14 protein-coding genes are annotated in these 11,371 nt (G+C 52.3%); 8 read left to right on the plus strand and 6 right to left on the minus strand.

The window, feature by feature from the left end:
* Positions 1 to 18 precede the first annotated feature (18 nt).
* From HOM51_08895 to HOM51_08910, 4 genes are all read left to right on the plus strand, one after another.
* On the plus strand, positions 19 to 1,077 hold the full coding sequence (locus HOM51_08895) for a Gfo/Idh/MocA family oxidoreductase (protein MBT5034624.1): 1,059 nt from the start codon (positions 19 to 21) through the stop codon (positions 1,075 to 1,077).
* Between the two features lie 16 nt (positions 1,078 to 1,093).
* Positions 1,094 to 1,477, plus strand: a complete 384-nt coding sequence (locus HOM51_08900) for a cupin domain-containing protein (GenBank protein ID MBT5034625.1) — start codon at positions 1,094 to 1,096, stop codon at positions 1,475 to 1,477.
* A gap of 10 nt (positions 1,478 to 1,487) precedes the next feature.
* Complete coding sequence (locus tag HOM51_08905; GenBank protein MBT5034626.1) at positions 1,488 to 2,462, plus strand: hypothetical protein; 975 nt, start codon at positions 1,488 to 1,490, stop codon at positions 2,460 to 2,462.
* A gap of 281 nt (positions 2,463 to 2,743) precedes the next feature.
* Complete coding sequence (locus HOM51_08910) at positions 2,744 to 4,546, plus strand: response regulator (GenBank protein ID MBT5034627.1); 1,803 nt, start codon at positions 2,744 to 2,746, stop codon at positions 4,544 to 4,546.
* On the opposite strand, the gene znuB is transcribed toward HOM51_08910, so the two are convergent.
* The 3 genes from znuB to HOM51_08925 are packed head-to-tail and all read right to left on the minus strand — an operon-like array spanning position 4,543 to position 6,638.
* Positions 4,543 to 5,346: a zinc ABC transporter permease subunit ZnuB gene (gene znuB, locus HOM51_08915; GenBank protein MBT5034628.1), complete on the minus strand. Its 804-nt coding sequence runs from the start codon at positions 5,344 to 5,346 to the stop codon at positions 4,543 to 4,545. The genes HOM51_08910 and znuB overlap by 4 nt on opposite strands.
* The gene (gene znuC / locus HOM51_08920) at positions 5,339 to 6,133 is read right to left on the minus strand and encodes a zinc ABC transporter ATP-binding protein ZnuC (protein ID MBT5034629.1); all 795 of its coding nucleotides are present in this window, start codon (positions 6,131 to 6,133) and stop codon (positions 5,339 to 5,341) included. The genes znuB and znuC overlap by 8 nt, the downstream gene beginning before the upstream one ends.
* A complete protein-coding gene (locus tag HOM51_08925; GenBank protein MBT5034630.1) occupies positions 6,126 to 6,638 on the minus strand; it encodes a transcriptional repressor in 513 nt (170 codons plus the stop codon). Before HOM51_08925 ends, znuC begins: the two co-directional genes overlap by 8 nt.
* Before the next feature lie 92 nt (positions 6,639 to 6,730).
* Here HOM51_08925 and HOM51_08930 point away from each other — a divergent pair, with 92 nt between their 5' ends.
* Positions 6,731 to 7,618, plus strand: coding sequence for a zinc ABC transporter solute-binding protein (locus HOM51_08930; GenBank protein ID MBT5034631.1), 888 nt, complete (start codon positions 6,731 to 6,733; stop codon positions 7,616 to 7,618).
* Here HOM51_08930 and HOM51_08935 read toward each other — a convergent pair.
* Entirely contained in the window at positions 7,599 to 8,258 is a 660-nt protein-coding gene (locus HOM51_08935; GenBank protein ID MBT5034632.1) for a hypothetical protein, read from the minus strand. The two genes, HOM51_08930 and HOM51_08935, sit on opposite strands and share 20 nt — an antisense overlap.
* 36 nt (positions 8,259 to 8,294) lie before the next feature.
* On the opposite strand from HOM51_08935, the gene HOM51_08940 reads away from it, so the two are divergent.
* Positions 8,295 to 8,819 (plus strand): gamma carbonic anhydrase family protein, encoded by a 525-nt coding sequence (locus HOM51_08940; GenBank protein ID MBT5034633.1) that lies wholly within the window; start codon positions 8,295 to 8,297, stop codon positions 8,817 to 8,819.
* A 7-nt stretch (positions 8,820 to 8,826) separates the two neighbouring features.
* On the plus strand, positions 8,827 to 9,705 hold the full coding sequence (locus HOM51_08945) for a DMT family transporter (protein MBT5034634.1): 879 nt from the start codon (positions 8,827 to 8,829) through the stop codon (positions 9,703 to 9,705).
* Positions 9,706 to 9,709: 4 nt separating this feature from the next.
* On the opposite strand, the gene HOM51_08950 is transcribed toward HOM51_08945, so the two are convergent.
* Both HOM51_08950 and HOM51_08955 read right to left on the minus strand, forming a co-directional pair.
* Positions 9,710 to 10,072: a hypothetical protein gene (locus HOM51_08950; GenBank protein ID MBT5034635.1), complete on the minus strand. Its 363-nt coding sequence runs from the start codon at positions 10,070 to 10,072 to the stop codon at positions 9,710 to 9,712.
* Between the two features lie 22 nt (positions 10,073 to 10,094).
* Entirely contained in the window at positions 10,095 to 10,541 is a 447-nt protein-coding gene (locus HOM51_08955) for a nucleoside deaminase (GenBank protein MBT5034636.1), read from the minus strand.
* 92 nt (positions 10,542 to 10,633) lie between these two features.
* Between HOM51_08955 and HOM51_08960 the strand changes: the two genes are divergently transcribed.
* On the plus strand, positions 10,634 to 11,353 hold the full coding sequence (locus HOM51_08960) for a gamma-glutamyl-gamma-aminobutyrate hydrolase family protein (protein ID MBT5034637.1): 720 nt from the start codon (positions 10,634 to 10,636) through the stop codon (positions 11,351 to 11,353).
* The last annotated feature ends 18 nt before the right edge of the window (positions 11,354 to 11,371 follow it).

Genomic DNA, 11,371 nt, shown 5'->3' on the forward strand with positions numbered 1-11,371 from the left:
AATAAGGAGCTTCCCTTCATGACTGAACCGGTAAAACTGGGTATTGTCGGCTTGGGCCGTTGGGCCAAAGTCCTGACCCGCGCAGGCCAAAAGTCTAATAAATTCAAGATTGTTGCGGGCTACAGCCGCTCAGAAGAAAAGCGTCAAGAATTCCAGGACGAGTTCGGTATTCCGTCTCAGCCTGACATGCAGACCCTGCTGTCAGACCCGGAGATGAAAGGGGTTATCCTAACGGTTCCCAACGAACATCACCTGCCCGTCGCCGAAGAAGTCGCCAAGGCGGGCAAACATGTCTACACCGAAAAGCCAATTGCAAATAACCTGAAAAATGGCCTCGCCATGGAAGCATTGCAGGAACAATACGGTATTAACATGATGGTTGGGCATAGCGCACGACTGCTGAATGGCACGCGACGGATGAAGCAAGCGATTGAGTCGGGTGAATTGGGAACGCTGTGTTTTATGGAAGCCAATTTTTCCAACGAACGTGCCTTGGAACTGACGCCGGACACTTGGCGTTGGTACAAGGACAAAGCCCCCGGCGGTCCGCTGTCTCAGCTGTGTATCCACCAGTTTAATGCGCTTCATTATTTAGGCGGGGATATTGAACAAGTGAATTCAATTGCCTCCAAGTTATCGCCTGTTGGTGCGGAAGTGGATGACCAGTCCATGACCACCCTTAAATTTGCCAATGGCGCGTTAGGCTATGTTGGATCAAGCTGGACCACAGCGGGGATTTATGCAATCCGGGTCTTCGGTCAAAAAGGCATGATGCATTACGAAGTTGATTTTTGTAATTGGGATACCCCTGATAAGTTACATGAAACGTCGCTGCTGTATATCCAGCGCGGCAAGGATGGCTACGACAAGCGTGAAGTCTTGGATATTCCTCAAGGGGATATGTTCTGCGACGAGCTCGATATCTTTGCCGACTCGTGCGTCACTGGCACCCTTTCAGACCTGACGGCAAACGACGGTAATGTGGCCTTGGCAGTTGTTAATGCCGCACTTCGCTCAATTGACAATAATGGCGCGGGGATCAAAATTAGCGACATCATGGCCGAATCTCAGGGCTGAATTTTAGGGTTGATTTATGGTACGGGTCTTTACGGAAGCGGACGCGAAGGACTTAGGGCTTAAGGGCCGGAAGTCGCTGGAAATTGTGTCCGGCCTTTCGGGTGAGTCCGGTGTCACCGTGCGCCTGGTGGAAATTCCTGTGCCTAACGCGGGCGAAAAACTTCGTGGCCCCCACCGCCATACCGATTTTGAAGAATGCATCTACATTTTGTCTGGCCAAGGCACCATGGAATCCGACAGTGGTAACCATGATTTAAAAACCGGGGATACAATTGTCGTACCGCCGGGTGAGTGGCACGTAACCCGAAATACTGGGGATACGTCGATTATGATGCTGTGTTATTTCCCGGTCGGTGATATCCGACCCGGCACTGAAAATTCTCCCCCCGATGATTCCTAAGGATTAATTTATGGCTTTTGATATTGTTTGCCTGCGACCTGAAAAAGATTTTTTACAGGTTGGTATAACCCCACCCACTGTCCCGTCGATTACATACCGGGCCCCTGATGACCCAGAATTAAAGACACTGTTGGCAGATGCGAAAGCCGTGGTTATTCCAGCCGTCGGACCAAAGCTTTCCCCAGACCTGTTCGAAGGAAGTTCTGTGAAGCTGGTGCAGGTCACGGGTGCCGGCGTGGACCGACTTGATGGTGCCGCCATGAAGCGGCTTGGCATTGCGGTTGCGAACGTTGCCGGTGGCAGCAATACGGCCCTTGCTGAATATACGGTGTCCTTGGCGTTGGTGCTGATGCGCCGATTTGCTTGGGCAGATGCCGAAATTAAAAAAGGCAATTATGTCGATTTTCGCAAGCAAATGATCTCTGAAAATCTAACTGGCTTGGAAGACATGACCGTCGGCGTGATTGGCTTAGGTAGCATTGGCCTTGCGGTCGCCACTGCCTTTCACCGCATGGGTAGTAAAATTGTCTATCACGACCCGGCCCTCAAGGACCCAACAGATGCAGACCAGATAAGCGCTTTGGCGTTGCCCCTTGAAGACGTGTTGAAGTTGTCTGATGTGGTTACCTTGCATGTACCTTTAATTCCAGAAACTGAAGGTCTTATTGGCGACACACAACTTAGTAGCATGAAACCCGGCTCAATCCTGATCCATGCAGCCAGGGGGGGCGTCGTTGACGAAATGGCCCTCGCACAGCATTTAACGACGGGACACATTGGAGGAGCGGCCGTCGATGTATATTCGAGTGAGCCGCCTGAGGCTGATAACCCCCTATTTTCCTTAAACGGCGACGCGGCCCAAAGGGTTATATTCACCCCGCACATCGCCGGCGTCACCCGCCAAGCCTGGGCCAAATTGTTTCAAGTAGCCTGGGACAATGTCGAACGGGTGCTCGCGGGGAATGATCCGATCAATCGGGTTTGAGCACAGCCAGTATCTCTCCTAGAATGCTGAGCGACCCCGGCCTTAAATGTCTTCACTTCCTTGTGACAAACGGTGAAGCGTGTCTGAGGGTATAATTGTTTACGTAAACGTATGTTTGCAATCGAATAACTAAGGAGCACCGACAGACCAAAATGCAAGGGTTCATCGCCTATGTTCAACAATATATACGAAGAGCATTTAGGTGCCGCCTTTGTTGGCGCATAACAGCCGGAGTGTTTTTTGCAATCCTCGCCATCGAGGCAGGAATTCTATTTTTTTCAGTGCAAAATTTTGAAAAAGAACGGTTCACTGAAGTTGAGCGAGAGGCGTTGGTTGTTGTCCGAACGATTCTTCGGGCAACGGACTCTCTAGGGGCGGATAATTCGAGCTTTCCTAAAATTGCAAAATCTCTTCGAGATGGTTCGGTTTTAGTTGGCGCAAAGGTTTTCGATAAATCGGGAAATGAAATTTCGAATTTTGGCGAAAAACCTAATTTGATTGCTAATCCACTCGAAAGCCCAGACATAACAATTCGACATAAATCAACCGACGCCACCAGGATGGATGTTCGTTTTTCGCCGCGCCGCGTTCGCGCGCCTTACTTTGTTTCGGCCCGAATTAATACAATCAAAATCAAGGGCAAGGTGACCAATTTTATATGGCGGATAATCGGTTTGGTTCTTCTGATCTCTATTTTTGTAACGACTGTCATGATGGTAATTTTGGATAGGATCGTCTTGTCACCCATTATTAGCCTTCATGATCAATTGATGGTCACAGGGTCCGACCCCAACAACCCAAAAAAATATGTTGTTGAATCACAAAGAACCGATGAATGGGGCGATGTCATTCGAGCCTTTAATCGAATGCAACAATGGGCCGGCTCAAATTTAGAAAAAATAAAAATTAAAGAGCAAGAACTTGTCATTGCTAAAGAGGATGCTGAAAGAGCCAACCGAGCAAAATCGGAATTTCTGTCCTCCATGAGTCATGAACTCAGAACCCCCATGAACGCAATTCTCGGCTTCGGGCAGATACTGGAATATAACCCCAAAGAGCCATTAACCGAAGGTCAAAAAAGGTATGTCCGACACATTCAGGATGGCGGAGAGCATCTCCTTAAGTTGATCAACGAAGTCTTGGACCTTGCAAAAGTAGAGGCCGGTAAAATTGACTTAATTATTGAAGATGTGGGCGTCAAATCTATCCTTGATGAATGTGTCTCACTTATCCAAGCAATGGCAGATAAACGCAGCATCGAAATTCACATCAATGAGGGATTGGACTCCGATACTTTGATACATGTCGACCAAACCCGGTTTAAGCAATCGCTGCTTAACCTGATGTCCAATGCCGTCAAGTACAACCGGGAAAATGGCATGATAACAATTGATAGTTATAAAACCTCAGACAGCATGCTTCATATTTCTGTCACCGATCGGGGCGAAGGCGTTCCAGATGAAATGTTAGGAGAGCTATTTGAGCCCTTCAGCCGGCTATTGGCTGAAGGGACAAAGATTGAGGGCACAGGCATCGGACTCACCATAACAAAGCAACTCATCGAAAGGATGAACGGCCGTATCGGCGTTAATACCGAGGTAGGGACAGGGTCCACATTTTGGATTGAACTCCCACTGGCGGAAAAACTTTTTAACGATGGGTCGGCAACAGATCAGGAAACTGCAGAAGGTGAAGCCAAGTCGCTGCCCGATATTAATGGGACCATCCTCTATATCGAAGACCACCCGGCTAATTTAGCTTTGATGAAATCCATTGTTGCCCACATTGAGGGACTTAGCATGATTCCAGCTAAGAATGCCGAAGCAGGAATTGAACAGGCCGAAGCAATGCGGCCGGACTTAATTATTCTCGACATCGATCTTCCCGATATGACCGGGTTCGAAGCACTTAAAAATTTACAACGCCTCGATAAGACCAAAGATATCCCCGTCATCGCCCTAAGCGCATATGCAATGCCCGGCGACATCGAAAAAGGCATCAGCGCTGGTTTTCGGGAATACCTAACCAAGCCAACTAAAGTCAATGAAGTGGTCGGCGCGATCCGGAGTATCTTGAATACTTAGTTTGATAAGCGATCTAGAATACGCAACGGCACTAACATCACCGCAAAAAAGACCAACGCCGCGACAGTGACAATGGATGGTCCGGCAGGTGTATCCCATGTCATCGACGATGCCATTCCCCCTGCCACTGCGACACATCCGATGAAGCCCGCAAAAACAGCCATTTGCTCAGGAGAAGCAGACAGCCGACGCGCTGTAGCGGCGGGGATAATCAGCACGGACACGATCAAGAGAATCCCGACGATCTTCATCGCGACGGCGATGACAACGGCAATCAATAGCATGAACACCAATCGAACCCGGGTGATGGCAACGCCTTCGACCCGTGCCATATCTTCGTGCACGGTCATGCTTAAAAGCGGTCGCCAAATCAGGGCTAACACGACGAGAGCCACGGCCCCGCAGCCGTAGATCCAGACAATATCCATCGTCGTAACAGCCAAAATATCACCAAACAAATAGCCCAGTAAATCAACACGAAGCTGTTCCATAAACGAAATCACAATTAGTCCCGCAGCCAAGGCACCGTGTGCGAGAATGCCAAGCACCGTGTCGTCGGAAAGTTTTTTCTGGCGTTGAAATCCGACAAGCACGATCGATACTGCGGCGCAGACAAAAATAATTCCGAGGGTGGGGCTGACATCGAACAAGAAGCCAAGCGCGATCCCTAATAATGCAGCATGGGCCAAGGTTGCGCCAAAATAAGCCATGCGCCGCCACACGACAAAGCAACCCAGCGGCCCGGCAACCACCGCCAAGCCAAGCCCTGCGACCAATGCCCGAACTACAAAATCATCCATGAGGTGGGTGATCTCCGTGATCGTGATCATGATCCTGTGTGTGATCGTGGGTGTGATCATGATGGTGGGTATAGACAGCCAGTCCTTGCGCGGTTTCGTGGCCAAACAGTTCCAGATAAGCCGGGTCCTGACTAACATGGGACGGATGACCGCTACAACAAACATGGCCGTTCATGCACAAGACTTGATCTGTTTCCGCCATGACCAAGTGCAAATCATGAGACACCAGCAGGACGCCACAATTATGAGTCTTTCTGATGGTGCCGATCAGCTTATAAATGTCCGCCTGCCCAGTGATATCGACACCCGATGTCGGTTCGTCCAACACGAGTAAATCTGGATCCCGCAGCAGGGCCCGGGCAAGCAGCACGCGGCGGCGTTCCCCGCCTGAAATTTTTTGAAACGGTGACGCGATGACATCCAACGCGCCCACTTCCGCCAATGCTTTTTCCAACTGGTCCTGGCTTGTACGCCCGCCCAACCTCAAGAAACGTTCGACAGACAAAGGCAGCGTATCATCCACGGATACATGCTGCGGGACATAGCCGATCCGCACATCAGTCCGTCGGGAGATGGTTCCATCCGTCGGCGCGATCAGGCCAAGCAGCGCCCGCACAAGGGTGCTTTTCCCAGCACCATTCGGACCGATCAAAGTCACGATCTCACCCGCCCCAATGGAGACATTGACGTTTTCTATCGCTGGGAGCCCGCCGAACCGAACAGTTAAGTTCTCTGCCGAGATCAACGCCTGGCCATCCAGCTCCGCCGTCACGTGAGTGTCAGGCATCGGCTTTCCTTTGCCCGGCACAGTCGGGACAGGTTCCCAATACCTCGACCATTTGGCTTTCGACTTCAAACCCCAGGTCAGCGGCTTTCGTTGAGATGCGCCGGGTTACGGTCGCGTCGTTTAGTTCAGCCACAGCACCACAAGCCTGACAGATTAAAAACTGACCGCCGTGGCGTTGGGTCGGGGCACCACATCCGACGAAGGCATTCAAAGATTCGATTTTGTGGATGAGGCCATTTTCCATTAAAAAATCCAGCGCGCGATAGACCGTCGGAGGTGCCGCCTTACGGCGCTCGCGTTGCAATTTCTCGAGCAAGTCATACGCGCCCACCGGACGATGCCCCTCCCATACCAGTTCCAGTACCCGGCGTCTAAGCTCGGTTAACGCGGTCCCATCACGCGTACAAATTTCTTCGGCGATTGTAATCGCGTCTTCGATGCAGGCCCCATGGTCATGCTTGTCCGCTGGAAACGGAGCCAGAACCGGATTTAGTCTCGATGCCATCACGCTTCACCGTTGACTTGTCTGAGGATGTAATATTATAACATCGCCTTCGAAATGTTATGTTATAACGTTATCTAAAAAATTGGCAAGACATGAAGCGTTGGATTTTTATAGGGAGCGTCTGCATAGCACTCCTGGGATCGGCACCAACTTACGCAGCTGCACCCCGAGTGGTGGTTAGCATTCTGCCTGTTCATTCGTTGGTAGCAGGGGTAATGGAAGGCATTGGCTCACCCGAACTCTTAGTGCGCGGCGGGGCATCTCCCCATGCCACCAGCCTACGACCTTCTGATGCACGGACACTCGCCCGCGCCGAGTTGGTGTTTTGGGTTGGTGAAGGGTTGGAGACATTTCTCATAAAACCAATTCGGGGACTGGCAAAGAACGCCCAGATCATTGAACTCGTAAACGTGCCAGATGTCATTGTCGCCAAGGGGGCTGGGGGGCACGATCACGGCGACCCGCACATCTGGCTGAGCACAACCAATGCCAGCGCCATTGTCACGGCAGCGGTCGGAGCGCTGACTAAATTTGATCCAGAAAATGCTGCCCGTTACCGTACGAACGCGGAAAAACTTCAAGCTCGTTTGTCTCATTTGTACACGGGCATAGAGCAAAAATTAGCGCCAGTTCGAAATACACCCTATGTGGTTTTTCATGATGCCTACGACGCCTTTGAAACCGAGTTTGGGCTTCACTCCGTTGGCGCTGTCACGATCAATCCTGACCGCAAGCCTGGGGCCAGAAAGCTCACGCACCTGCGTCACGAAATCGCCCAGCACAACGCGCGCTGCGTTTTCGCCGAACCCCAATTTCGACCGGCGCTGATAAAGACATTGATCGCGGGAACAAACGCCCGAATGGGAATTTTGGACCCTATGGGCGCAGCCCTAAAACCCGGCCCCAACGCCTATTTCAAACTTATGCGGAATATGGGGGACGCTCTGAGCAACTGCTTGGCTAATTCAACCACCCCTTAAAATGGCCCTTGATTGCGCGTTCCATTGCACCGTTGAAATCAGCCATCGCTGCGCGGGTGATGTCATGCCACAGCTTTTCCCGCTGGTTCAGCGATGCGTCTTCGGTGATGGTGCGGGACCGTTCGGCCTTGGCTGAGGCTTGGGCGCGAACAGCACCTGCTGCATCCGTAACCTGAAGCTCAGCCTCAATGAAGACCGTATAGCGTTCCGACAATTCTTTTTTGAACTGACCGGTAAAACCCTTATCGATTTTCAGCTTCGATTCGGTTGCAGCGGCATTCTTGATGACGAAACGCGCATTACCCTTGGCGCCAGTCGCTGCCAAGCGATCCCTAGCCCAGTTCTTCAACGCTCTTTCCGGCGTAATTTGAAACAGATGATCCACGTTCGGAGCCTTTAGGGGAGCCTTGTAGCCGCTGACCGTCTCAATTTTGACCACGTTCAGGCGAATAGGCTCGAAGTGTGCGAAGGTGATGTCAGGCAGGGTCTGTACCTTAAGCGGTGTTTCGCAAGCGCTCAGCACAGCGACCACACTCAGGCACAGAATTGATTTAACGAAGAATCTCATGATGCGGTCATATTGCCATGTCCCCGGAACCCAATGCAAGCCGTGACGTTCCGGTGTGGAAATGCTACGCATTTCACAGCAATAAAATTCTGATAAGAGGAAATTCGCATGAAATACGCCTTGGGCGATAAGGAAGTAAAAACCGCAGGGGACGATTATTACATCGCACCCGGGGCTCATGTCATTGGCGACGTAACCCTCGGCCACAATGTCAGCATTTGGTGGAATTCGGTGTTGCGCGGCGATAACGATCCGATGGTGATTGGCGATGGCAGCAATGTTCAAGACGGCTGCGTTTTGCACGCCGATCCGGGATTCCCGTTAACGCTTGGCAAGAATGTATCGCTTGGCCATATGGTGATGCTACATGGCTGCACCATTGGCGACGGCACACTTATCGGGATCGGCAGCGTCATCTTAAATGGCGCAAAGATCGGCAAAAATTGTTTGGTCGGTGCGGGCTCGTTGATTACCGAAGGCAAGGAATTCCCTGATAACTCCATGATCCTCGGTCGCCCGGGCAAAGTCGTGAAGGAAATGAGCCAGGACATGATGGACATGGCTATGCGCCCGTCCAAGAGCTATCAAAACCGGTCCCTCGTCTATAAAGAAAAATTGCGAGTGATGGATTGAGCCTTTTATGACGACGGAGGCTCAAACCGCACGGTCAAACGCGCTCGGCATTATCTTCATGCTGGCGGGTGGGCTGTGCATTACGGTCCAGGATGCGATTACCAAGCTGTTGACGGAAATCTATCCGGTTGGCGAAACCGTTGGGTACCGGGGACTTTTCACCTTTATTCCCATCGCCTTATTGGTTTGGCGCGAGGGCAATATTGATTGTCTAAGGATCGTCAACATGAAGGGCCAGATCACCCGTGCGGTGATCGCCGTCTCGACCATGGTTCTTATCGTGTCGAGTTTTCGGGTACTGCCGTTTGCTGACGTCATCATCATCCTGTTCACAGGCCCAATTTTCGCGACGGCACTGGCGACGCCTCTGCTCGGAGAAAAAGTCGGCATGCGGCGCTGGGCGGCTGTTGGCGTTGGATTCATTGGTGTGCTGGTGATGCTTCGACCCGATGGCTTCCAAATTCAAACCTTGTTGTTGTTACCGGTGGCAGCCTCCCTGCTCACCAGTTTACGCGACATCACAACCCGGAGCCTACATAAGACCGAAACGACCATATCGATCCTGTTCTGGTCCATCGTCGCGGTCACCATCGCCGGGTTTTCAACCTATTTCTATGAATGGAAACCGCTGCAGTTGGAGCACGTCCACATGTTCATTGCAGCGGGCGTCCTCAACGGCCTCGCTCATTTCTGTATGATCACGGCGTTCCAGCACGCGGAGGTATCCCTCGTCTCCCCTTTCAAATACGCCAACATCATCTACGCGGTCGTCTTAGGCTACTTCATCTGGGGCGAAGTCCCCTCCTCCCATATGGTCATGGGCGCAGCCCTGGTCATCATCGCTGGGCTCTACATTATGCGAAGAGAAGCTCGAGTGCGGGGGTGAGGGGTTACCCCTCCCCCGCTGACAGCCGCTTCCTGATCAACCCATAAAACGCGTTCTCCGCAACAAACACCCAGCCCAATTGCACGCCGCAATGTTGGCACTGGGCGACTTGCCAATCGTAGCCTTTGAACCAGGTGAATTCGTCAGAGGGGAAGCCGTGGGCTCCGGCGCCGGGGGCTTCTGAATAGCATTGGATCAGGAACGCAAAGCCTGCCGGGTTCATAAATTCGTGTTCGTGGCGACCGTTTTTGGTGATGGCCCAACGGAGACGGGTAACGAGATGGCCGCAGGCGGCGCAGTTGATAGCATCGTCGTTCTCTGTCTCGACGGTGGTTTCTAGATCAGACTCTGGGGCGAGCTTGAGCATGGGTAAGAGTCTACCACGCGGATCACCGCCGTTCCGAAAAAAACTTCTTTAGCAGGTCGCCCGCTTCCCGTTCGCCAACGCCGCCGATGACTTCTGGTAGGTGGTGACAGGTCGCATGATCAAAGACTTTGGGGCCGTGTTCAATGCCGCCGCTTTTTGGATCATACGCGCCGAAATAAAGCCGCCGGATGCGGGCGAATGAAATTGCCGCGGCACACATGGGGCAAGGTTCCAAGGTCACATAAAGATCGCAGCCTTCGAGCCGAGGTTGACCACGTTGCGCAGCCGCGTCCCGGATCACCAGCATTTCCGCATGTGCTGTTGGGTCTGTGTCTTCTTCCGTACGGTTGCCAGCGCGGGCGATAATTATTCCGGTCGCACCGTCCACAAGTACAGCCCCCACAGGGACTTCGCCCCGCTCAGCAGCGGTCTTGGCCTCACTCAATGCCTGGTCCATGTAATCACTCATAACCCGAACGTGGCGCGCCATCCTCGCGTCGTCAAGGCAGCGCTTGCGAGGAACCAACGTGAGGCATACATTCCCTTCCCATGAAAACATCTGTGAAGACACCTGTTATCGGCATCACCGTGGATTCGGAAGAACCCGGCGGATATTCAAAATTTCCCTGGTACGCATTACGTGAGAACTATTGCGGTGCGGTGGCGCGGGCGGGTGGCTTGCCCTTGCCGCTGCCCCACGAAGCGGAGTTAGCCGACGACTACTTAAACCTGATAGACGGTTTGTTGATTTCGGGTGGTGCCTTTGATGTGGACCCGGCCCTGTTCGGTGCTGATTCCCGGCACGATACTGTCATCACTAAGGACAGACGATCCGCCTTTGAACAAGCGGTCGTCGAAGGTGCGCTAGAGAGAGATATGCCGGTGCTGGGCATTTGCGGCGGCCAACAATTGTTGCACGTGATGCTAGGTGGAAAACTCATTCAGCATATCCCAGACGCGTTCCCTGATGCTCTCCCCCACGAACAACCCAATCCCCGCGATGAAGCCGGGCATGATGTCGCCGTCGTTGAAGGCACCTTGCTGCACCGCATCGTCGGCACCACCACCCTGTCCGTCAACAGCGCCCACCATCAAGCGGCAGAGGACGAGCCGGACGGTGTGATCGTCAACGCCCGTGCACCTGATGGTGTGATTGAAGGAATGGAAGTGCCTGCCAAATCATTTTGTCTGGGCGTTCAGTGGCATCCAGAATTTTCCATTAGCAGCGGCGATGATCTTATTTTGAACGCCTTCGTCACTGCCAGCAGGGACAAAGCATGAGCGAGAAACCTTCTCTGC

The sequence above is a fragment of the Rhodospirillaceae bacterium genome (assembly GCA_018660465.1).
Classification (GTDB): domain Bacteria; phylum Pseudomonadota; class Alphaproteobacteria; order Rhodospirillales; family JABJKH01; genus JABJKH01.

Bases quoted from the DNA above. Each gene is read 5' to 3' on its own strand.
- HOM51_08895 (MBT5034624.1), top strand. From the start codon at position 19: ATGACTGAACCGGTAAAACTGGGTATTGTCGGCTTGGGCCGTTGGGCC.
- HOM51_08900 (MBT5034625.1), top strand. From the start codon at position 1,094: ATGGTACGGGTCTTTACGGAAGCGGACGCGAAGGACTTAGGGCTTAAG.
- HOM51_08905 (MBT5034626.1), top strand. From the start codon at position 1,488: ATGGCTTTTGATATTGTTTGCCTGCGACCTGAAAAAGATTTTTTACAG.
- znuB (MBT5034628.1), bottom strand. From the start codon at position 5,346: ATGGATGATTTTGTAGTTCGGGCATTGGTCGCAGGGCTTGGCTTGGCG.
- znuC (MBT5034629.1), bottom strand. From the start codon at position 6,133: ATGCCTGACACTCACGTGACGGCGGAGCTGGATGGCCAGGCGTTGATC.
- HOM51_08925 (MBT5034630.1), bottom strand. From the start codon at position 6,638: ATGGCATCGAGACTAAATCCGGTTCTGGCTCCGTTTCCAGCGGACAAG.
- HOM51_08930 (MBT5034631.1), top strand. From the start codon at position 6,731: ATGAAGCGTTGGATTTTTATAGGGAGCGTCTGCATAGCACTCCTGGGA.
- HOM51_08935 (MBT5034632.1), bottom strand. From the start codon at position 8,258: ATGCGTAGCATTTCCACACCGGAACGTCACGGCTTGCATTGGGTTCCG.
- HOM51_08940 (MBT5034633.1), top strand. From the start codon at position 8,295: ATGAAATACGCCTTGGGCGATAAGGAAGTAAAAACCGCAGGGGACGAT.
- HOM51_08945 (MBT5034634.1), top strand. From the start codon at position 8,827: ATGACGACGGAGGCTCAAACCGCACGGTCAAACGCGCTCGGCATTATC.
- HOM51_08950 (MBT5034635.1), bottom strand. From the start codon at position 10,072: ATGCTCAAGCTCGCCCCAGAGTCTGATCTAGAAACCACCGTCGAGACA.
- HOM51_08955 (MBT5034636.1), bottom strand. From the start codon at position 10,541: ATGAGTGATTACATGGACCAGGCATTGAGTGAGGCCAAGACCGCTGCT.